The organism is Synechococcus sp. Cruz-7E5, from assembly GCF_024345995.1.
Lineage (GTDB): Bacteria > Cyanobacteriota > Cyanobacteriia > PCC-6307 > Cyanobiaceae > Regnicoccus_A.
On record NZ_JAGQCE010000011.1, the window covers coordinates 1 to 21,099 of the forward strand.

General features: G+C 63.4%; 22 protein-coding genes and 1 pseudogene. 13 read left to right on the forward strand and 10 right to left on the reverse strand.

Annotated elements, in window-relative coordinates:
- Positions 1-899: 899 nt before the first annotated feature.
- Both KBY77_RS11825 and KBY77_RS11830 read right to left on the reverse strand, forming a co-directional pair.
- Positions 900-1,601 carry a phosphoribosyltransferase gene (locus tag KBY77_RS11825; protein WP_255104650.1) on the reverse strand — a complete coding sequence of 234 codons (702 nt, stop codon included), beginning with the start codon at positions 1,599-1,601 and terminating at the stop codon, positions 900-902.
- Positions 1,602-1,635: 34 nt separating this feature from the next.
- A complete protein-coding gene (locus tag KBY77_RS11830) occupies positions 1,636-2,307 on the reverse strand; it encodes a dienelactone hydrolase family protein (protein WP_255104652.1) in 672 nt (223 codons plus the stop codon).
- A 90-nt stretch (positions 2,308-2,397) separates the two neighbouring features.
- Here KBY77_RS11830 and KBY77_RS11835 point away from each other — a divergent pair, with 90 nt between their 5' ends.
- The 3 genes from KBY77_RS11835 to KBY77_RS11845 all read left to right on the forward strand — a co-directional run bounded on the left by KBY77_RS11835 (position 2,398) and on the right by KBY77_RS11845 (position 6,815).
- Positions 2,398-2,655, forward strand: coding sequence for a hypothetical protein (locus tag KBY77_RS11835; RefSeq protein WP_255104654.1), 258 nt, complete (start codon positions 2,398-2,400; stop codon positions 2,653-2,655).
- Positions 2,656-2,819: 164 nt separating this feature from the next.
- Complete coding sequence (locus KBY77_RS11840; RefSeq protein WP_255104656.1) at positions 2,820-3,983, forward strand: cation:proton antiporter; 1,164 nt, start codon at positions 2,820-2,822, stop codon at positions 3,981-3,983.
- 66 nt (positions 3,984-4,049) lie between these two features.
- Complete coding sequence (locus KBY77_RS11845) at positions 4,050-6,815, forward strand: cation-translocating P-type ATPase (protein WP_255104659.1); 2,766 nt, start codon at positions 4,050-4,052, stop codon at positions 6,813-6,815.
- 118 nt (positions 6,816-6,933) lie between these two features.
- On the opposite strand, the gene KBY77_RS11850 is transcribed toward KBY77_RS11845, so the two are convergent.
- Positions 6,934-7,167: a hypothetical protein gene (locus tag KBY77_RS11850; RefSeq protein WP_255104661.1), complete on the reverse strand. Its 234-nt coding sequence runs from the start codon at positions 7,165-7,167 to the stop codon at positions 6,934-6,936.
- 90 nt (positions 7,168-7,257) lie between these two features.
- Between KBY77_RS11850 and KBY77_RS11855 the strand changes: the two genes are divergently transcribed.
- Positions 7,258-7,923 (forward strand): Fe2+-dependent dioxygenase, encoded by a 666-nt coding sequence (locus tag KBY77_RS11855; protein ID WP_255104662.1) that lies wholly within the window; start codon positions 7,258-7,260, stop codon positions 7,921-7,923.
- A 93-nt stretch (positions 7,924-8,016) separates the two neighbouring features.
- Here KBY77_RS11855 and KBY77_RS11860 read toward each other — a convergent pair whose 3' ends face one another.
- The 3 genes from KBY77_RS11860 to KBY77_RS11870 form a co-directional block, all read right to left on the reverse strand.
- Entirely contained in the window at positions 8,017-8,295 is a 279-nt protein-coding gene (locus KBY77_RS11860; protein WP_255104664.1) for a hypothetical protein, read from the reverse strand.
- Positions 8,296-8,406: 111 nt separating this feature from the next.
- On the reverse strand, positions 8,407-10,125 hold the full coding sequence (locus KBY77_RS11865; RefSeq protein WP_255104666.1) for a potassium/proton antiporter: 1,719 nt from the start codon (positions 10,123-10,125) through the stop codon (positions 8,407-8,409).
- A gap of 165 nt (positions 10,126-10,290) precedes the next feature.
- Entirely contained in the window at positions 10,291-10,668 is a 378-nt protein-coding gene (locus KBY77_RS11870; protein WP_255104668.1) for a cupin domain-containing protein, read from the reverse strand.
- A gap of 151 nt (positions 10,669-10,819) precedes the next feature.
- Between KBY77_RS11870 and KBY77_RS11875 the strand changes: the two genes are divergently transcribed.
- Positions 10,820-11,116 carry a hypothetical protein gene (locus KBY77_RS11875; RefSeq protein WP_255104671.1) on the forward strand — a complete coding sequence of 99 codons (297 nt, stop codon included), beginning with the start codon at positions 10,820-10,822 and terminating at the stop codon, positions 11,114-11,116.
- Positions 11,117-11,137: 21 nt separating this feature from the next.
- On the opposite strand, the gene KBY77_RS11880 is transcribed toward KBY77_RS11875, so the two are convergent.
- From KBY77_RS11880 to KBY77_RS11890, 3 genes are all read right to left on the reverse strand, one after another.
- Positions 11,138-11,803 (reverse strand): SDR family oxidoreductase, encoded by a 666-nt coding sequence (locus KBY77_RS11880; protein ID WP_255104674.1) that lies wholly within the window; start codon positions 11,801-11,803, stop codon positions 11,138-11,140.
- 401 nt (positions 11,804-12,204) lie between these two features.
- Positions 12,205-12,336 carry a hypothetical protein gene (locus tag KBY77_RS11885; protein ID WP_255104676.1) on the reverse strand — a complete coding sequence of 44 codons (132 nt, stop codon included), beginning with the start codon at positions 12,334-12,336 and terminating at the stop codon, positions 12,205-12,207.
- Positions 12,337-12,389: 53 nt separating this feature from the next.
- Entirely contained in the window at positions 12,390-13,430 is a 1,041-nt protein-coding gene (locus KBY77_RS11890; protein ID WP_255104678.1) for a ligase-associated DNA damage response exonuclease, read from the reverse strand.
- A 213-nt stretch (positions 13,431-13,643) separates the two neighbouring features.
- On the opposite strand from KBY77_RS11890, the gene KBY77_RS11895 reads away from it, so the two are divergent.
- Both KBY77_RS11895 and KBY77_RS11900 read left to right on the forward strand, forming a co-directional pair.
- Positions 13,644-13,772: a hypothetical protein gene (locus KBY77_RS11895; RefSeq protein ID WP_255104680.1), complete on the forward strand. Its 129-nt coding sequence runs from the start codon at positions 13,644-13,646 to the stop codon at positions 13,770-13,772.
- A 47-nt stretch (positions 13,773-13,819) separates the two neighbouring features.
- Positions 13,820-14,908 (forward strand): class I fructose-bisphosphate aldolase, encoded by a 1,089-nt coding sequence (locus KBY77_RS11900; RefSeq protein WP_255104682.1) that lies wholly within the window; start codon positions 13,820-13,822, stop codon positions 14,906-14,908.
- Positions 14,909-14,998: 90 nt separating this feature from the next.
- On the opposite strand, the gene KBY77_RS11905 is transcribed toward KBY77_RS11900, so the two are convergent.
- Positions 14,999-15,343 (reverse strand): hypothetical protein, encoded by a 345-nt coding sequence (locus KBY77_RS11905; protein ID WP_255104684.1) that lies wholly within the window; start codon positions 15,341-15,343, stop codon positions 14,999-15,001.
- 392 nt (positions 15,344-15,735) lie between these two features.
- Between KBY77_RS11905 and KBY77_RS11910 the strand changes: the two are divergent.
- The 6 genes and pseudogenes from KBY77_RS11910 to KBY77_RS11935 all read left to right on the forward strand — a co-directional run bounded on the left by KBY77_RS11910 (position 15,736) and on the right by KBY77_RS11935 (position 21,084).
- Positions 15,736-16,036, forward strand: a pseudogene (locus tag KBY77_RS11910) (type II toxin-antitoxin system RelE/ParE family toxin).
- Positions 16,036-16,344: an addiction module antidote protein gene (locus tag KBY77_RS11915; protein ID WP_255104688.1), complete on the forward strand. Its 309-nt coding sequence runs from the start codon at positions 16,036-16,038 to the stop codon at positions 16,342-16,344. The pseudogene KBY77_RS11910 and the gene KBY77_RS11915 overlap by 1 nt, the downstream one beginning before the upstream one ends.
- 225 nt (positions 16,345-16,569) lie before the next feature.
- Positions 16,570-16,893, forward strand: coding sequence for a hypothetical protein (locus KBY77_RS11920; protein WP_255104690.1), 324 nt, complete (start codon positions 16,570-16,572; stop codon positions 16,891-16,893).
- Positions 16,894-16,985: 92 nt separating this feature from the next.
- Positions 16,986-18,503 carry an MFS transporter gene (locus KBY77_RS11925; RefSeq protein ID WP_255104692.1) on the forward strand — a complete coding sequence of 506 codons (1,518 nt, stop codon included), beginning with the start codon at positions 16,986-16,988 and terminating at the stop codon, positions 18,501-18,503.
- Between the two features lie 143 nt (positions 18,504-18,646).
- Positions 18,647-19,021: an addiction module antidote protein gene (locus tag KBY77_RS11930; RefSeq protein ID WP_255104694.1), complete on the forward strand. Its 375-nt coding sequence runs from the start codon at positions 18,647-18,649 to the stop codon at positions 19,019-19,021.
- A 308-nt stretch (positions 19,022-19,329) separates the two neighbouring features.
- Positions 19,330-21,084: a patatin-like phospholipase family protein gene (locus KBY77_RS11935; protein WP_255104696.1), complete on the forward strand. Its 1,755-nt coding sequence runs from the start codon at positions 19,330-19,332 to the stop codon at positions 21,082-21,084.
- The last annotated feature ends 15 nt before the right edge of the window (positions 21,085-21,099 follow it).

Consider the following 21,099-nt stretch of genomic DNA (forward strand, 5'->3'; position numbering starts at 1 on the left):
TCAGGAACATTTGCCTGCTTGAGACAGCCGAATCGCTGGTCGCTAGATAACCGTGCTTGCGAGCTGCCTACGCCCTACTCCTTGGCTGCAATCGAGCCAGCTCGCGATTTGTTTTTTCAGGAGTCCCAACTTAGAAAACCTGCTCCAATGGGTAGGCTCCTACGAGAATCGCATGGACGAATATGGACTCTCAAGGCATCGGGAGCTCTACGAATCGTTTCATGGCAGGAAGCGTGAATTCAATGATCCAAGCGAGTATGGATCGGCATTACAAACAAGTCCTTCCAGTGGACCACAGGTCAGCACCAGTTCATTGCTCTCGCTCTACCCTGCCTGCATGCCACTCAGGTGCAATGGCCAGGCTTACGGCATCGCGGTCAATGCCGTAAGCCGAGCAGATCCGTGAGCCAGTTGCCCACCGCCCGCGAGGAGCTGGCAGCATCATGGCCGGCAATTGGCTACGGCCAGGAATGCAGCAGACATCCATCGATAGGAGTAGGACAGGATTGGTTCTCTTCCCTCTTCACCGTTCCCTGAGATCGACGAGCTGGCTTCTATCAGTGAGGTTGAGCCCACTCCATCGGCTAGGCGGAAGAAGACCCAAAAAGGCCATCCCGCAGCTGCGACTGCGGGATGGTCAAGGGACAACGTTAATGGACGAGAGATGCTCAAGGCTTGATCTCATCAGCCGATAAGTCCCGTCTGGGTTATACAGCCCAGTATTCGCACATCAATAACATCTAAGCAGCATATGGCTCATTCCTTCAGCTGAGGTGGCAACCGTGTGGTGCCACGTTGGGCCTGTTTCCAATCTCATCACCTCCATCTGCGCTGCCGGGCGACGTACCCGGATTGCGGTTGAGGAGAAAGCTCTTAAGGGGCCTCCCCTCAACTTCAATCTAAAGCTCCTGCGTTTTGATTGAGGCTCGAGGGGGTACCTGTTTCCGTACAGCTGAGTGCGCTCGCAACAGGGCCAGGACCTGTTCATCCCGAAGTTGCTCGAAGTGCTCATACCAGAGACCTACGGCCTGGAGATCGTTGACTTCAGCAAGGGCCACGAAACGATCCACCAGCAGGCTCAGTTCGGCGGTGATGTCGCGATCGACCACTGGCACTGCCAGGGCCAGCGAGGCCGGCTGAAACTTGCGCAGCGAGAGCAGGGCAGCCTTCACGGTCATGCCTGTAGCAATGCCGTCGTCCACCACGATCAGATGTCGGCCGAGAAGCTGCTCACCCGGTGGGTCCCCGAAGAGCAGTTGACGACGTCTCAGTTCCTGCTCCTGCGCCCGCAGCCAGCCATGCGCGGCGGCCGTGGTCGCCCTGCGGATGGCGCCCTCCCCGTTCCGCCAGACCACCACCCCACCGGCGGCCACTGCACCGATCGCCAGCTCCGGCCAGGCAGGATCGGCGACCTTGCGCACCGACCAGGTCGCCAGTGGCAGCCCCAGGCGGGAGGCCATCGCCGCCGCCACCGGCACTCCCCCCCTCGGCAGCGCCAGCAGAGTTGTGCTGTCGGCGAGGCCCCGGCAATCGGCGAAGGCTTCAGCAAGAGCGAGACCTGCCTGATGGCGGTCGCTCCAGAGAGGAGGTCGGTCAACCATGTCGTGAAGGGAGGAGTGAGGGATCAGGAATCATTCAGGGCCTGGCCCCTGAGAGATGCCTGAGAAACCAGTCGCGGGCAAGCTGGGCGGCCTGCTTCAGGGTGCCGGGCTCCTCAAACAGATGGGTGGCTCCCGGCACCACCTGCAGGGCGTGGGGGGCCATCAACCGCGCGGCGGCCTGCCGGTTGAGCTGGAGCACCTCGACGTCCTGAGCGCCGACGAGGAACAGCGTGGGACAGCGCACCAGCGGCAGGGCCTCCGCAGCGAGATCGGGACGGCCTCCACGGGACACCACGGCAACCACAGGATCGGGGCGTGCCGCAGCCGCCGCGATGGCCGCAGCCGCGCCGGTGCTGGCGCCGAACAGTCCGATCGGCAGACCGTTCAATTCCGGCTGGCTGCCCGCCCAGTCGATAGCGCCGATCAGGCGCCGTCTGAGCAGGGGGATATCGAAGCGCAGCGATCGGTCAAGTTCATCGATCCGCTCCTCCGCGGAGGTGAGCAGATCGAACAGGAGCGTGGCCAGCTGTGCCTCCACCAGCACGCTCGCCACGTAGCGGTTGCGGCGGCTGAAACGACTGCTGCCGCTGCCATGGGCGAACAGCACCAGCCCAGCTGCCGGATGCGGAAGCGTCAAACTGCCCGCCAGCTCCACACCAGCCGACTGGACGATCACCTCCCGTTCGGCGGTGGTGGAACGGCTCACAGCAACCCCTCGGGGCTTCCCTGTCATAGCCACAGAAGGCCAGGGGCGCCGCATCAGATCCGTACGAGGTCACGGCCTGGGAAGGCCAGCGTGGATACGGTTCAGATGGATCCCTCCGATCCCCCCTTCCTGCCGGTGCCTGCCATGAACTGGACGCCCACTCGACCCCTTGACGACGACCTGGACTCGCCTGATTCACCCGATCGCACACTCCAGGAGCTGAGTGAAGAACTCACCGGTGAACCTTCGCCGGCGGGGGATGCCGAGGAGGAGGAACTCTCCGAACTGACGGAGGCTGAACTCGAAGGGGCCTCCGGTGTCGAGTCCCCTCCCGGACGCATCGACTGACGGGGCCATGCAACTGGAAGGCCCCGGCTTTGGCGAAGAAGACAGCGAGCGCCCGCTGCTGTTTTGCAAGCGCAGGGGTTAGTCGTCGTCCAGCAGGCATGGGGATCCCCAGAGGCTGGCGGCTCTGGAGTCAGGATGAAGTGATGCCAGCAGGGGTTTGATCCGTGGCCGTCGCATCCCCATCCCTGCTCAGCACGCTCCTGATCCTGCTCATGGGCGTCCTACTGGCTCGTCTTTCAGCCGGATGGATGGCCCGATGGGCGGTGCCGGCGATTGTCCTTGAGCTGGCCATGGGTTTCATTCTCGGCAACACCGTGGTTCCGTTCCAGTCGATGGCGCCGCTGAGCGGTCTGACGGAACTGGGGGTGCTCACCCTCTTCTTCCAGGTGGGCCTGGAGGTGCGCGGCGATCTGATCTCCTCGCGTCGCGCCACGGTGCTGCGCATGGTGGCGCTGAGTTTCTTCACCCCCCTGCTGGCGTTCTGGCCCCTGAGGAGTTGGTTCGCGCTCTCCCTCCCCACCACCCTGCTCTGCCTGGCCGTGCTCAGCGCCACCGGCACCGGCGTCACGCTGCGGGTGCTGGCCCAACGCCGGGCCCTGCAGACCCCCTCCGCCAGGGTGCTGGTGGGGGTGTCGGTGCTCGACGATCTGCCGGCCATCGGTCTGCTGCTGATCGCTAGCGCCACCTCCGGCTTGCGGCTTGGGGGGCAGGGGGGCGGCTGGATCGGCCCGCTGGCGGGAGTGCTGATGGCGATCCTCAGCTGGGTGGCCGTGGATTACTGGGCCCGCAACCGTAGCGAGCGACCCACCAGTGCCCTGGCCATCCTGATGCTGCTGATCGGTTCGGCCTGGCTGGGGGAGTCGAGTGGTCTCACCAGCCTGCTCGGAGCCCTCTGGGGAGGGGTGCTGATGGCCCGGCTGGGGCCGGTGCACGGGGAGGTGCAGCGGGTGCTGACCGTGCTCTCGGAGGTGTTCCTGCCCCTCTACTTCATCAGCGTCGGCATGCGGGTCACTGCCGGCACGCTGCTGGAGCCACTGGCCTGGAGCCTGGGTGCGGTGTTGATCGTGATGGGTGTGCTCAGCAAACTCACCTGCGGCCTGGGCATCAGTCGCAGGGATCGTGAGGAGGGCGTCGACCGCTGGCTGGTGGTGACGGGTCTGATCCCCCGAGGCCTTCCCGGGCTGGTCTTTGCCACCACAGCCCTGAATCAGGGCCTGATCGACTCGGTCCAGTTCTCGGCACTGGTGCTGATGGTGACCGTCACCACGGTGCTGGGTCTGCTGCTGCTGGAGCGGCGACTGAGCCGCGTTGAACCCGCCCCAGCCTGAACTTGCGTGCGAACCGGAAGCAACGCCACAAATGACTAACGTTCGGGCCACCTGTGCTCCGTCGCGTTGAACCCTGCGGTTTCGGTGCATCCCTGGCACGCTCTGGCAGCTGCAGATTGCCTCCAGGCACTCGAGGCCAGCACAGACGGTCTGAGCACGGCCCAGTGCGCCCAGAGGCTGGCCCGTCTGGGCCCCAACCGGCTGGAGCTGAAGGCGGGGCGCAGCAATCTGCGCATCCTCTGGGACCAATTCAGCAACGTGATGCTGATCATGCTGCTGGCGGTGGCGGCGGTTTCGGCCGGAGTGGCCTACGCCGCCCAGCGCTTTCCCAAGGACGCGATCGCCATCGTGCTGATCGTCGGTCTCAACGCCCTGCTCGGCTACCTGCAGGAAAGCCGCGCCCAGCAGGCGCTGCAGGCCCTGCGCGACATGGCCCAACCCCTGGTGACCGTGCGCCGCGACGGGATCTGGGAGCGGCTCTCCAGCGAACAGCTGGTGCCCGGAGACCTGATCCGGGTGGAAGCCGGTGACCGGGTGCCAGCCGATGCCCGCCTGCTGGAGGTGGCCGAACTCGGACTGCGGGAGGCGGCCCTGACCGGCGAGGCGGAGGCGGTGACCAAGCAGGACGATCTGATGCTCGATCCAGCAACCCCCGTGCTCGAGCGCCTGAACTGTCTCTTTCAGGGCACTGAGGTGGTGCGTGGGCGGGGCACAGCGGTTGTCACGGCCACTGGGATGGAGACGGAGCTGGGCAAGATCGCCCAACTGATCAACACCGCTGGCGGCGAGACAACGCCGTTACAGGAACGGCTCGATGGCCTGGCCAATGTGCTGGTGGCCTCCTCCCTGGCCCTGGTGGCCGCAGTGGTGCTGTTGGGCTGGCTGATGGGCCAGAGATTGCTGGATCTGCTGGAGGTGGGCCTTTCGATGGCGGTGGCGATCGTGCCGGAGGGATTACCGGCGGTGATCACTGTCACCCTGGCGATCGGCACCCAGCGGATGGTGCAGCGTTCCGCCCTGATCCGCCGCCTGCCGGCGGTGGAGGCCCTCGGATCGGTCACGGTGATCTGCACCGACAAGACCGGCACCCTCACCCTCAATCGCCAGGTGGTGCAGGAACTGCGCAGTGGCACCGCCTCGGTGGCCGTCAGCGGCAACGGCTACACGCCCCATGGTGAATTCAGCTCCTGCGAACTCCCCCCACCCGCCGGCGCCAGAGCCGGCATGGCGCCAGGGGCCCGCAACCTGCTGCTCCAGGCCGGAGTGCTGTGCAGCGATGCCGAACTGAAGCAGGAGCCTGATGGACGCTGGGAAATCCTCGGAGATCCCACCGAAGGTGCCCTGGTGGTGGCCGCCGCCAAGGCCGATCTCGATGGCTTCCCCCTGCGCAGTCACTACAAGCGGGAGGCCGAGATTCCCTTCAGCTCGGAGCGTCAGCTGATGGCCGTCTGGGTTCAGGACCGGGACGGCAGCCTTCAGGCCCCCCTCGGCGAGTGCGCCGCCGGCTCCACCACTTTGATGATCAGTAAAGGAGCTCCTGAGGTGATCCTCGGCAGCTGTGATCGCTGGTTGGATGGCTCCGGTGTCGTCACGCTGAGCGAAGACCAGCGGCAGTGGTGGCTGGAGCAGGCACGCGAGCTGGCTGCCTCCGGCCTGCGGATGCTCGCCTTTGCCTGTGCCCCCCACCACGTCAGCCCTGAGCAGGAACTCGAGCACCAGGTGCTGCTGGGGTTGATGGCCCAGCTGGATCCCGCCCGCCCGGAGGTGGCGCTGGCGGTGTCCCGCTGCCGGGAGGCCGGCATCCGGCCGGTGATGATCTCCGGCGATCACCCCCTTACGGCCCGTGCCATCGGGGCGTCCATCAGCCTGGTGGAACCAGGCGCCGAAGTTGTGCTCGGCAGGCAGCTGGAAGAAGCCGACGACGCTGGCCTCGCCGCGATCGTCAGTCGCTGCAGCGTCTATGCCCGGGTACCACCCGAGCAGAAGCTGCGCATCGTCAAGGCTTTCCAGGGTCTGGGGCAGGTGGTGGCCATGACCGGTGATGGTGTCAACGATGCTCCGGCCCTCAAGCAGGCCCACATCGGTGTGGCCATGGGCATCACCGGCACGGAGGTCAGCAAGGAAGCCTCTGACATGGTGTTGCTAGACGACAACTTCGCCACGATTGTCAACGCGGTGGAGCAGGGCCGGCTGGTGTACGCCAACATCCGTCGCTTCATCAAGTACATCCTCGGCAGCAATGTGGGGGAACTGCTCACCATCGCCTCTGCGCCCCTGCTGGGCATGGTCGGTGTACCGATGACTCCCCTGCAGATCCTCTGGATGAATCTGGTCACCGACGGGGTGCCCGCCCTGGCCCTGGCCCTGGAGCCGGGAGAGGCCGGGCTGATGCAGCGCCCTCCGGCGGAACCGGGAGAATCGATCTTCGCCCGGGGCATCGGCAGCTACATCCTGCGCATTGGTGTGGTGTTCGCCGCCATCACAATCACGTTGATGCTGCTCGCTTCCCGCTCTGGCGCCCCCTGGAAGACGATGGTCTTCACCATGTTGTGTCTGGCCCAGATGGGCCATGCCCTGGCGGCCCGCAGCGACCGACCTCTGGTTCAGGTGGCTCCCTTCTCCAATCCCTGGTTGCTTGGAGCCGTCGTGTTCACCGCGCTCCTGCAGTTATCCCTGCTCTACGTTCCCGTGCTGGCGAAGTTCTTCGGAACCGTTCCTCTCACGGCCACCGATCTGGGGATCTGCGTGGGCTTCAGTTTGCTGTTCTTCCTTTACCTGGAACTGGAGAAGGTGTGGCGCCTCTGGCGCCGCAGCCTGCGTGCCGACACCTGAATGTTCTGAGCAAATTCTCCCCAACACTGCTGGCCTGGCCACGTAGCCACCCAATCATCAAGGAGTGATCGCCTCCAACCCAGGCGACGGGATCATCCATCGCCCAGCTCATATCAGCTCAGTCTTCTCCACCCTCACCACCCTGATCACCACCTTCCTCTCGGTCATCCCCTTCACCACCTTCACCGCCCTCTTTGTTCTTCTCGCTCTGGGCAGCGCCGGGAACGGTTTTCTCCATCTTTTCTCCATTGCCTTCCCCGCCCTCCTTGGTCTCGGGGGCACCTCCGCAACCCACGGTGCCGGCCACCAGTCCAGCAGTGGCCAGAAACAGGGCAATGCTGGAGCGGGCCATGGCAAAACTCAGAGGGTGTCTCGTTGTGAGGTCGCGGCTCCCGGCGGTCCGTGCTTTTGCCACAGCCTGTGGTGCCATTCGTCACAGTCCATGCGTTTCGCGCTTGAACCTCTGCTGGAGGCCCAGCAGGTGGCGGATCTGCGGATGGAACTGCTGGCTGAGGCCGATGCCTGGAGGCCTGGCGTGGAGACCGCCGGCTGGCATGCACGAACGGTCAAGAACAACCGCCAGCTGGATCGGAGTTCAGCTCTGCAGGGCCAGCTCACACCAAGCGTGGTGGAGCCCCTGTTGCGTCACCCCCTGGTGCAGTCGGCAGCTCTGCCTGTGAGGGTCCACGGGCTGCTGTTCAGCCGTTCCGGGCCCGGTGAAGGCTATGGCCGCCACGTGGACAACGCCTTCATGGCGGGGGGCCGTAGTGATCTCTCCTTCACCCTCTTCCTGAGCGATCCGTCCGAGTACGAGGGAGGCGCACTGGTGCTGGAATCGCCCTCCGTAGAGGAGGCGCTGCGGCTTCCGGCCGGACATGCGTTGGTGTATCCCAGCACCTTGTTGCATCGCGTCGAACCCGTGACCCAGGGGGAGCGTCTGGTGGCCGTGGGCTGGATTCAGAGCCGGGTTCGCGACGCCGAGCGGCGTGAACTGCTGTTCGAACTAGACACCGCCCGCCGCGCACTCTTCCGTCAGGAGGGCAAGAGCGAAGTGTTCGATCTGATCAGCCGCAGCTACACCAACCTGATGCGCCGCTGGGGGAAGTGATCCTGGCCGCAGCGAGATCCAGGCGTCCTTGGTGCCGCTGGATCTGTTGCGAGCTGGGTCTTGGCGGTGGCATCGCAGAGGCGATCAGTTCTGCTACTCGCCCGCTTCGTTATTGCCACCAGTGCCTTGGGTGTCGGTTGGCGCTTTGGGCTCCATCACCACCCCAAGGGCACGGCATTCAGCGATCGGATCCACTTCTGGCGCCAGACCCAGTGCCTTGCGCAGTGCATCGAGCTGGGCAACCGATTGCAGATCAATCGTGTTGACCGCCTTCTCGCAGGCCATCTTCTTGAGGGCCGGGAGATCGGGGCTGCCGCATCCAGCCAGCAGCCCAAGGGTGATGAAGGCACCGATCGGGACAACTCTGACCATGGTGGTGCAACCGAAGAAGTCGACAGATTAGAAGCGGCGAAGCGCCCCTCCCGCCGAGGGAATGCCATCGTCAGGACGGCCTCAGGAATCAATCTCTGGGACTGTTGCGGCTCAGTGTTCTCCTAACCGGAGCGGTGCTTCGTCGAGGCAGCACGCGGTGACCAGATCCTGATCAGCTCCTGCTCGGAGGCCAAAAGAACCAACCTGAACCTCGCTGCCCGCTTCCGTATCTGCCAGGAGGTCAGCCAGGCTCTGGGCTGCGACGGCCGGCCCGATCTCCGCCGGGATGGCCACACCAAAAAACCGATGCAGCTGCTCAACGCTGGTCGTCGCGTTGAAGGCCAGCACCAGTCCCGCCGGCAGCGACGCCTCGTCAGGGTCTGGGTCAAAAAGCCGATCTATCCAGGGCTGGAGCCGGCTGCGCAGGGCCACAAACACATGGTCGCCAGGCTCGAGAGTTGTACCACCGCGGGGCATCAGCACCTGTCTGCCGCGCAGGATCAGGGTCACCAGCACCCCGTCGGGCAGGGCCAGATCGCGCAGCTGCTGACCAGCCACCTGGGCCCTGGGTTTGACGGTGTAGTCGACGATCTCACCATCGACCCGGCGCAGGGCGTTGATCTCCACCGACAGCGCCGGCGTGGGATCAGCCGGGCGGCCAATGTGCAACCAGCGCGCCACCAGCGGCAGTGACCAGCCCTGCGTGATCGCCGAAATCAGCACCACGAAGAACACGGCGTTGAAAATCGTGTGGCTCTGGGGAACACCGGCCATCAGCGGAAAGGTGGCCAGGGTGATCGGCACCGCACCCTTGAGGCCCACCCAGGACAGAAACACGAGTTCACGGCGGCGGAAGCGGAACGGCAAGGCCGACACGGCCACGGCGATGGGCCGCGCCACCACGATCAGCACCAGGGCGATCAGCAGCCCCTCCCCGGCCACAGCCAGCAGGCGGCTGGGGAAGCTGAGCAGCCCGAGCATCACGAACAGCACGATCTGGCCCAGCCAGGCGGTGGCGTCGTGAAAGGAGAAGATCCCTCGGCGAAACACGATCGAACTGCTGCCGAGCACGATGCCGGCGATGTAGACCGCCAGAAAGCCGCTGCCGCCCAGCACGGCCGCCAGCCCGAAGGCCACCAGCCCAAAGGCCAGGGCCAGCAGAGGGTAGAGGCCCGGGTAGTCGAGGTTGATGCGATTCACGCCCCAGATCGCCAGGCGTCCCACCCCGAGGCCCACCAGGCTGCCGGCGCCGAACTGGGCCAGGAACAGCAGCAGCAGCGCCTGGGGTGAATCCGCACTGCCGCTGATCACGCCGATCAACCCCAGCGTGAGGAAGATCGCCATCGGATCGTTGGAGCCACTCTCCACTTCAAGGGTGGCCGTGAGCCGCTCGGGAAGCTTCAGGCCGCTGGTGCGCAGCACCGAGAACACGGCCGCCGCATCGGTGGAGCCGACGATGCTGCCCAGCAGCAACCCCTGCAGCAGCGGCATCTTCAACACCCAGGCCGCCGCCAGACCCGTGAGCAGCGAGGTGAGCAGAACGCCGATGGTCGAGAGCGACAGCGCCGGACGCCAGACCCGTTGCACGGAGGTCAAGGAGGTGCGCAGGCCACCGTCGAACAGGATCAGCGCCAGGGCGACACTGCCGACACTGTTGGCCAGGGAATAGTTCTCAAAGGGGATCCGCCCCAGACCTTCCGAGCCCGCCAGCATCCCGACCAGGAGAAACAGCACCAGAACGGGCATGCCCAGCCGGGCGGAGAACTTGCTGGAGGCAATGCCCAGCAGCAACAGCACGCCAGCCAGCAGCACGGCTGCGTTAATCGACACGATCCCCCCCCCGGACAGCCCCTACGAGGATGCCCCACAACATCAGGAATCCGGGCCACATGCATCACTCACCTGCCAAATCCGGCAGCTGTTTGTGGCCATGCCCGCCAGCTCAGTGAGGTCAGCCAGCCTGGCGGCTGTCCTGCAGGGGCGAGGAAGCGGATGTCAGGCTCCAATCGAGCCCGACCGCTGGGGGAAGGACACATCCAGCACCAGGCAGCCGACGTCGGTGCGGAACGGGCCATGCACCTCACCAGGCGGGCGGCTGGCGTAGTGGCCTGTTTCCAGCCACATCGCGAAGGCCCCATCCCAGAGGCGACCGCTCACGATCAGGATCTCCTCGGGATAAGCGTGCACCGTCGCCCCGAAGGCGGTGGTGTGGGCACCGGGTTGGAAGCGGGTGAGCCGGGTGAACTCGCCGCTGACCGGATCCGAACTAAGAAGAAGTTCCTCCACCTGCCCCTCGAGGCCCTCAAGCCAGTGCCAGCGGTGCTGCTGGTCCTGGGCCAGGGCATTCCAGTAGGTGCAGGTGGTTTTACTCACAGCGGTGCGCTCAGGTGCGATCGTTCAGTGGGGTAATGCATCGGGCCCAGACCGCAAGCGGCAGGTTGGGTGATCACTACACGCCGAATGATTCCCAGTTGCAGGGGATCCCCATAGTCTCTTCTTACAAGTCTTAAACCTTTGCTTGTTCATGGATGCCAACAATTCAGTTCCCCAGGCCATCAGCCACCGACAACTGATCACGCTGCTGCAAACTGCCACTCCCGATACCCCGATGGTCGAGAGTGGTGCCGAGGCGGACCGGAGTGATGAACTCGAGGGGCTGCTGCGCAGCTATGGACAGGTGAGCCAAAGGCTGCTTCAGGCCCTGCAGCAGAAGAATGGAGCCCTGGCCAAGGGACGCAACCCCAGGCAACTGATGGCGATCGGTGCTTTGCAGGCACATGTGACCATGGCTCTTCAGGCCCTGACTGCCAGCCAGGCCTGAGTTCGCCGGCTCCAGGATGGGCTACCAGGGCAACACCTCACCGTTGGCATGCCAGAAGGTGCCCGAATTCTCCAGGGTGAGGTCATCGATCCGATCCAGCAGACCTCGCACCGAAACCTCCGGCGCAATCCCCTGGGATGTGAACCCTGTCATCCCGGTACTCACCATGCCGGGATGGAGGATTCCAACCGCAATCTCGCGGGGCTTCAGGTCGATCGAGAGGGATTTACCGGCCATGCAGAGCGCCACCTTCGACATCCGGTAGCCATAGGAGTTGCCGGAGCTGTTGTCTTCGATCGACCCCATGCGACTGGTCATCATGATCACCTTGGAGCCCGGCTGGAGCTGGCCCAGAAATGCACGGGTGAAGCGCAACGGAGCGATCGCGTTCACCTCGAACTGACGGCGGAGGCTCTCGACATTGAGATCCTCCAGCGTGGTTCTCTCGAGGATCCCGGCATTATTGATCAGCACATCGATCGGCAGACCCTCCAACCGCTCCACCAGGGCAGTGATCGATGCCTCATCGGTGACATCCACTCCCGCCTCGATTCGCACGCCCAGATCCTGCAGATCAGAAGAAGGATGGCGGCAGACGGCCACCACAGAATCGCCACGGGAGGCGAACTGTTTGCAGTACTCGTAGCCGATGCCACGATTGGCGCCGGTGATCAGGACAGTGGCCATAAAAGGGTGAGTCTCCGCTCAGGTTGATCTTTACTCTGATCGTATGCCACGGGGTGCCCTCCAGCTAAGCAGGCATGAACGTACATGCAATCAGTCGTTCCATAAGCAATTGGATCGTTTATGGCATCATCACAAGCAATGTTGTAAACGATGCCGAAGCCATCGGATGACGGGTGAGCTGAAGCCGCCTGCCACATATCTGAATCTGGCATTCGTCCTGAACTCCCACTAATGTGCCGGCCAGGAGCAGAGTGATCAACCTGGATGACCTTGTTCTGAACTTAAACGGCAGCACTCATCACAACACAACTGAACTGGCCGCTCTTGAACAGTCATCGACAGGCATATGGAGGCAGGGCTGCATTCGTGCAGGAGATCGGACTCCGGACATCCGCCCATCATCACCACAGCAACCCCACCAAGAACGCCAGGCCTGCTCCCACCGGCCCATAGAAGAAGACACTCGTCATCGCCGCCTCCAGTTCCCGGTCATGTCTTGGCGAGTACTGCGCCACCAGCACGAGGCTGATCACCGTACTCAGTACAAACCCAACTAGCGCGCCCAGCAGCCCTCGTCCAAGTCGCTTCATGCTGGCTTCGGATCGACTTCGTCCCCATCCTCACTGAATTCTGCTTCAAAAGCCCTTCCCAGTGGTTCCGCCGCGATTCCCTCCACTTCCCGCAGATAGCGGGCCAGGCCGTCACTGTTGCCGTGGGTGACATACACCTGCCGGGCGCCGGTATCCCTCACGGTGCGCAGCAGTCCGTCCCAGTCGGCGTGATCGCTCATCACGAAGCCGCGCTCGAAGCCGCGCCGCCGCCTGGCGCCGCGCACCGCCATCCAGCCGCTCACGAAGGCGGTCTGAGGATCCTTGAACCGCTTCATCCACGCCGACCTGTATGCCGAGGGGGGCGCGATCACCAGCTTCCCCGCCAGGCTTTCACTGCGCGCCAGGTCACTCACCGGCCGGGTGGGCACCATGGCGACCCCCTGCTGCCGGTAGGCGGGCATCAACGCCTGTACGGCGCCGTGCAGCAGCACCTCCTGCTCCACTCCGATGGCGGCCAGTTCGGCGAGCAGGCGCTGGGCCTTGCCGAAGGCGTAGGCGAACAGCAGCGATGGCCTCTCCAGAGCCCCCTGCCACCAGTCGCGAATGGCGTTTGCAACCGCCGCGCCGCTCGACCAGCGATAGACAGGCAGGCCGAAGGTGGCCTCGGTGATGAACACATCGGCCTGCACTGGCTCGAAGGGGGCGCAGCTGGGGTCGGCGCAGCGCTTGTAGTCGCCACTCACCAGCCAGCTCTCGCCGCCGGCCTCCGAACGAATCTGGGCGCTGCCGAGCACATGGCCGGCGGAATGGAACGACACCCGGGCGCCGCCGAGGCGGTGCAGTTGCCCATAGTCGACGGGGATCAGGCTGATGCCCGCGCCGAGGCGCTGGCGCAGGATCGCCTCACTCGCGCCGATCGCCCAGTACTCACCGCAGCCCGACCGGGCGTGATCGGCGTGGGCATGGGTGATCAGAGCCCGCGCCACCGGCCGCCAGGGATCGATCCAGGCCTCGGCTGCAGGGCAGTACAGCCCCTGGGGAGTGAGCCGGAGCAGGCCGTCGGCGGGCAGGGACATGGTTGGGAGCGACCTACGCAAGCTTGTCGGTCCGCTGGCAGGTTGCGCGCCAGAACGGGCGGGGGCCGATCGATCTCTCGAGCCAGCGCAGCCGCTTCACGCCCGGGCTGTATGACCAGCTGAGCAAGGCCTGCCGGCTGGGGCATGCCGATGGCGGCTTAGTGGACTTCGATGTGTTCAGCGGCACCCAGGCAGCCATCTTCGGAGCCACGGTTGTGGGATGCGTCCCGGGGGAGCACGGGGGGGGCTGGGGTATCAGATGCGGCCAGGCCCGAGCACCGCGGCTTCCGCCTCTATTCCTTCCTGGCCGACCTGCTGGCCTCCCCCTACCGGCGGCGTTGACGGCAGCAGAGAACGCCCCTAGCCATGGGGTAGGCCCCGCACGTTTCATGACACTCGATACCCACCGCGAGGAGCTGGCAGCCACCGCCACCGCCCTGGCGCGGCCCGGCAGCGGACTGCTGGCAGCCGACGAATCCACCGGCACGATCGGCAAGCGCTTCGCGGCGATCGGGGTGGCGAACAGCGAGGAGCACCGCCGCGCCTACCGCACCCTGCTGGCCACCGCGCCCGGGCTGGGGGAGTCGATCAGCGGCGTGATCCTCTACGAGGAAACGCTCTTCCAGGACGCGGCTACTGCCAGCAGCGGTGGCCCACCGGCCGGATCGATCCTCGAGCACTTCCGCCAGCAGGGACTGGTGGTGGGCATCAAGGTGGATCAGGGCGTGGAGCACCTCGCCGGAGGCCTGCCGGGCGAGACCTGGTGCACCGGGCTCAAGGGGTTGCAGGAGCGGGCTGCCCGCTACTACGCGCGCGGTGCCCGTTTCGCCAAGTGGCGTGCGGTGCTGCGCATCACAGCCGATGGCTGCCCGTCGGAGCTGGCCGTGAGTGAGAACGCCTGGGGCCTGGCCCGTTACGCCCGCACTGTGCAGGAGGAGGGACTGGTTCCGATCGTTGAGCCGGAAATCCTGATGGACGGCGACCACGACATCCTCACCACCGCCGCGGTGCAGGAATGGGTGCTGCGCAGCGTCTACGACGCCCTCGGCCGCAACGGGGTGTTCCTGGAGGGCAGCCTGCTCAAGCCCTCGATGACCCTGCCTGGCGCCGAATGCCACCAGCGGCCCACACCCGAGCAGGCGGCGGCTTTCACGCTGCGCACCATGCGACGCTGCGTGCCCGCAGCCGTGCCGGCAATCCTGTTCCTCTCGGGCGGCCTGAGTGAGGAGGAGGCCAGCGTCTTCCTGAATGCCATCCACCAGACCACCGGCACTGCTCCCTGGCATCTGGGCTTCTCCTATGGACGCGCCATGCAGCAGTCGTGCCTGAAGCACTGGGCCGGCCACGACGTGTCCGCAGGGCAGCAGGCGCTGCTGGCGCGGGCCCGCGCCAATGGCCAGGCAGCCCGGGGGACCTATGCCGCCGGATCAGAGCCTTCGGATGGCAAGCCGTTGTATGAGGCCAACTACAGCTATTGAGACCTTCCACTTGAGGCCGTGATCACTTGCGAGCACGGCTTGTTGCTGGCCTTGAGAACTGGCAGCTGAGCAGGACTGATTCAGTCACCCTCAGTTGTCTTCATACACAGTCCCAAGAGAGGCACCGAAGGCCTTGAGGCTGAATGTCTGATCGTGCCTCAGGCTGCGCGCCAGTGGTGTGAGCTGAAAGGTTGTCGACTGGAAGGTTGTCGAAGTGAACCGCCTCGCATCCGGCATGCTTCCGGGTTTGCCGTCGCGGCCGACCCAGTCGAGAAGACCTTGGCGAACCAGGGCGCCGAACAACTCAGCGGTACGCCGATTGCCGAAGCCCAGCGCTGCGTCCACCTCGCTGGGTGTCGCGCCTGCGTCCTCGACCAAGGCGAGAACCTCAAGCGCGTCAAAGCTGAGGGTCTGGAAGAAGAGTCGGTCGGTCATCCAGATCGGCCAGCCCTGGGCTGGATGGAGTGCTGTGATCTCACCATCCAGCTGCTACATCGACGCGATGACAGTTAAGAACCTTGAGAAGGTGTTCAGCAACAGCGATCTTCCAGGCAACACCAGCCCAGCTGAAGTTGTGTAACAGAACGAACAGTCTTATGCGGATCCGCATAAGACTTCGGGGTTTGGAAGCGTCCATCTGAGAACCCTTGCCAGCACAGGTCTTCGCCAGTGCTGGTCTTAGGGCCCAGCGCTCTTATGCTGCTGATGGCAGAGGGAAGGGGATGTTATGCGGGTCCGCCCAATTAGCGTTCGAAGGATGTGTCGTCTTTGATGGGAGCCAGCAAGGCAGCGTAGCGTTGCCGTAGCCAAGCGGCTACAGTTGGCGTATGGTTGAAGTCCGCAAGACAGAGCGGTTCGTCAGATGGCTTGAGGGTCTGCGTGATCTGAAGGCTAGGGCAAAGGTTCAGGCCAGGATCGAACGCCTCATCGGCGGCAATCCTGGTGACGTCAAACCCGTTGGGGCCGGCGTGTCGGAGTTGCGGATCAACTACGGCCCTGGATACAGGGTCTACTACCTGCAGATAGGAGCCGCCCTGATCATCCTTGGCTGGCGGAGATAAAAGCTCACAAGCCAAGGACATTGATGAGGCCCTTCTGCTGGCAGACAACTTGACTGAGGAGATCTGATGAAAGTTACGACCAGCCCCTACGACGTTGCCGAGCATCTACGAACTACGGAGGAGATGGCGGCCTATCTGGAGGCCTGCATTGAGGAGGCTGATGGAGATGTGGCCTTCATTGCCAAGGCCCTAGGTGACATCGCACGCGCTCAAGGGATGACCAAGGTGGCCAGGGATTCAGGCCTTTCCAGAGAGAGTCTTTATAAGGCATTGTCGGGGGACCGAAGTCCGAGCTTTGACACCATCCTCAAGGTCGTGTCGGCCTTGGGGCTGAAGTTGAGCGCCAGTGTGAGAAGTGAAACTGAGGTGGCTTAAGCTCTGCGTGCGAGGCGAAGGTCCGCAGTCGCTGCCTGTTCAGACACGACACCTTCGAACAAGCCACTCGAGTGGCCAGGCCGCCGTCAAGCTGGTTTCGAAAGCGGTAGCGCCTTGCCTGCCACTCAGGGGCAGCGTTAGACATTCCAGAAGTGGCGAAGAAGCAGCCTGAAGCTGCTGGCTGATATCGCATTGGGCTCCTTCTGCAAGCCCAGACTGCTGATCATGCAGCTGAAGAATCTTCATCAACCAGCTCATTGGAATGGCCTCCCTGGCGAGCCAAGTCGTTATCGATTCCCTGATAAGAGCTGCGACGGCGATAAGCCCTCTCCCGCGATGGTTGATGACAAGCAGCCCAAGAATGTGGCGGATTTCCTGGCAGGCCTCGATCAGGTGATGATTCATTCCAACCTCCTCGACAGGTACTCAACAGAAATCCTGGATTCAGAACTAGACCATACAGCCGATCACTTCTTATTACTACTCTGCACAGATTCGCCTGGCAGAGCCATCATCTGCACTGCAAGAACTCTCGGCTTGCCAGGCTGAGACCAGCCCTGCTGAACGAGGGCCCAGAAGAAGTTCTCCTGCAAACAGTTAAAGTCGGAAACAGATGATTCACCCTCACGGTAGTCACTGCCATGGTCCAGGACAGCCCAGTTGCACAGAATCAAGCAAGGGGTCTTCAGGGAGAACAAGATCGCTGGTGGACCCTGGCGGCGGTCGAATGCGGCAACTTCGTGGTGTACATGGATGGCTTCATCGTCACCCTGGCCCTGCCGGCAATGGCGCGCCATTTTGGCGTCGGCCTCCCCGTCCTCAAGTGGGTGATCGTCGCCTACTTGCTCACCGTCACGGTCATCCTGTTGCCGGCGGGTCGGCTGGCCGACATCTGGGGACGACGGCGCATCGTCGTCACCGGCATGAGCGTTCTTGCGCTCAGTTCCGTCCTGTGCGCGTTGGCACCCACCGTCGGGAGCCTGATCGCCTTCCGAATCCTGCAAGGCATGGGCGGTGGCCTGGTGCTGGCCAACGTGATGGCCGAGATCACTTCCGTCTTCCCCAAGCAGGAGCGGCGAAAGGCCATGGCGGTCAATGCCTCGATCCTGGCGCTGGCCCAGGTCACGGGCCTGGTGCTCGGGGGGCTGCTGATCGGCCAGTTCGGCTGGCGCTCCCTCTTTCTCGTCATCCTGACGGTGAGCCTGGCCGGGCTGATCCTCAGCCTCCGTGATCTCAAGGCCCGCCCCCGCACCCAGGACCGTACCGCCATGGACTGGACGGGCGCGGTGCTCGCCATCGTGACCACCAGCGCTCCCTTCCTGGTGATCGAACGTCTTTCGATCGCTGGGCTGAACCTGGCCAACCTGGCGCTGCTCATCGGCGGCATAGCGGCGCTGGTGCTGTTCCTGATCGTGGAGCGGCGCCTGCCGAAACCGCTGCTGACCCTCAGCCTGTTCCGCTCGCGTGCCTTCCTGTGCGGCTCGGCGGCGGCCGCCTTCTACTTCATTGCCGCGGTGTCCTGCTATTTCCAGCTGCCCTTATACGCGCAGCTGGTGCTGGGACGCACGCCCGTGATGGCGGGTGTGCTGGTCGTGCCGCTCTCGCTGGTGCTCACGGCCACGAGTCTCACGGTCAGCAGCCTGGGCGACCGGGTAGGGGCGCGGACTCTCAGTACCGCCGGGATGCTCAGCATCAGCACCGGCCTGGTCGGCCTGTCCTGGCTAGGTCCCGACGCCTCCACCGCCACCATCGTGTGGCCCCTGGTGCTGCTGGGCATGGGCGGCGGGCTCTTTCATCCGCCCAACAACAGCGCCACCCTCAACACCATTCCTCCCGAGCACCTCAGTGTGGCCAACGGGTTCCTCTCGATGGCGCGCAACTTCGGTCAGGCGATCGGGGCGGCGTTGGCGGCCACGCTTCTCGCCCACGGCCTTGGAGCCGCAGGAGCTGATGGCGCCCTGGCCGGGGGAGTGGGCGCGCGCCTGAGCGGACAGCCCCTGGACGCCTTTCTGGGGGCCCAGCAGTTGGCCTATCGACTGGCGGCAGCCATGGGACTGGTGGGCGCGGTGGTGTCTGTTCTGCGCGGGGCGGAGCTGCCCGGGAGCGCGCCGATGGGACCCAAGCCTCTGGCAACGGTCAACGACGGCCGTCGGCGCTGAGGCCCCCACGCCTGCGGTGCGCCAACCTCCGCGGCGCCGCGTTGCTCAGCAATCTCCGGCTTACCAAGGGCACCGTCTTCAGCTGCGCGTAACGCCGGGCATTGGGCCTGGAGGCCATGCTGCCCTGAGAGATTATGCCCCAGATGCAAACCGCAGCCACTGCCTGGAATCTGGCCAATCATTTCATCATGAGTGAAGACATAGCTGCCGATTTAAAAGCTGCTCTAAAGGATGGAGATTCAAGGCTGGTAGCTGCTGCACGAGGTGATATCGCTCGTGCAAAAGGCATGACACAGATTGCACGGGAAGCTGGACTGGGTCGCGAACGTCTCTATAAGGCTCTCTCCTCTAGCGGTAATCCCGAACGTGGAACCGTCTTAAAGGTTATTTCTGCATTCGGGCTTCAACTGCATGCCAGTCCTGCTGTTGAAGCGGAGACGGCTGTCCAACAATGCCATTCACCTGGTCCGCCTCCACATGACTCTTTACCGACGCCCGAGATCACTGCGGCCAAGTGAAGGAAATCGTTCAGGTAAATGACGATTGGTTGTCATCTACCCTGATGGTGAGCTCATCATCAATGGGTACTCTGATGCTCTAGCCATCAAGCTTTCTGGCGTGCCTACGCCATCAATGAATCCATGCCAACTCACTCTGTGATTGTGGCTGCATCGATCGACGGCCTGGATACAAGGCAGCCATCACCCGTCTGCCATGCGTCAGCGCCTGCTGAATCAGAATGTCTGATCAATGAGTGCTGTCCCATGGCGGTGTCTTGACCTCATCAAGCCGACGTGGCTATGAAAGGTCAGCAGGGACTTTCCCAATGGCCAGAAAACTTGCGATCGTGATCAGCGGAGCGGTGTCACTGGGCAGTTATGAGGCCGGGGTGATGTATGAGCTGCTTGAAGCCATTGCCCTGCACAATGAGTCGCTCAAGGCGGACCATCCAGAACGCAAAGAGCAGGATCGGGTCATCATCGATGTGATCACAGGTGCCTCCGCTGGAGCGATGACAGCCGCGATCCTGAGCCAGCAGCTTTATTACGGTGGGGATCGACTGCGAGATCCGTACAACAATCCCTTGTTCAATGCCTGGGTAAAGAAGGTGAATATCGATGGTCTCCTGATGGTGGAGCGAAAGAATCACAAGTATTCCCTGCTCAGCTCCGCTGTCGTTGATGACATCGGGGCGGAGTACATTCCAGATGACCCCGGCGATACGCTGAGTTGCCATCCGGCAGCAGCGGATTCTCTGCGGATTGGCCTGGCCATGGCCAATCTCAATGGCTTCTCCCAGGAGATTGCCGGGGAAAGGGAATCGTTCGCCTATTCCAGCTACAAGGATCAGTTTGTCTGCCTGCTGCGGTGCGTGCTGCCTCAGGACGGGCAGTCAGCCAGTTCAGGGGAGGAGGTTGAGACGACCATTCAGCTCTCTGAGCTGGAACCTCGTCGGAAGGGACGACAGGTGGTGTGGCGTCCGATGCTGGGCACCTGTTCCTGGCCGATTCTGCGATTGATGGCCTTGTCCTCAGGAGCTTTTCCATTTGCGTTCCGCGCCCGTCGCATCGTCCGCACCGGAGGCTCTCCTGCCAGTCTGATGCGCACGAGAGACAGCAGTCGCAAGGCCACCGCCGGTGATCAGCTGTACGGCGGCAACTACCTATATACCGATGGCGGTGTCTTCGAGAACGAGCCGGTTGGTATGGCGGCCAGCCTGGCCAAGGAAATCGATGAGAAGGTAGGTTCTACGCAGCGCAACTATCTATTCGTTGCTCCCGGCAAACGCACGATTGATGCTGATCCCTTCTTCAATCGAGAAGACAACCTGTTGGCGATGGCGATTGGCCTTGCCAGTGCGGTCTTCGGACAGTCCCGCTTTCAGCAGTGGGTGACAGAGGGCCTGGAGGGCAAGCTGCTCACCGTCACCGCTTCCGATGCCTTGCTGATCGGGGATGTGTTCTCTGCCTTCGCAGGATTCCTGGAGTTTGAGTTCCGGGCCTATGACTACAACATCGGCAGGCGCAATGCACGTCAGCAGCTGAGGGAAGGACAATTCGCAGAACTGATCGGTGGTTTCCAGGACATCGATCAGAAGATGCCGTTGATCGACTGGTTGCCAGACTGGCCGACATCCGCGGACACCCAGGACGGCTCATCTGTGTCCGCTTCAGTCTGCGGTGCGAATCCCTTCGCCGATGAGCAGATCCGGGACGGTTATCTGGAGCATGAAACGGACTCCTGGAAACGGGTACGTGATCAACTTGTCAGCCTCGCTCAACCCTGCATGATCGAGGAGGACGGCGAGCGCAGGCGCGATCAGCTGCAGGAACTGCGTCAGCTCATGGGGAGGGTGGACCCCAGGCGTCGCCAGCTCATCGCTGAGCAGATCAGGGCTCGCGTCGACTCCCTGGTCGACTTCTTCAATGAGGATTATCTCGACAGGCTGGATGCGCGACGACGCTCCGGTCCATTTCGCTGGATGCTGCGTCAGATCATCGGCAAGCCCCTCACAAAGCTGATTCTGAGGCGACTGATCAAGCCCGTCCTCGACGTCAATGTCCTGCGGCCGGAGCCTTAGCGCCTCCTCTCCGGG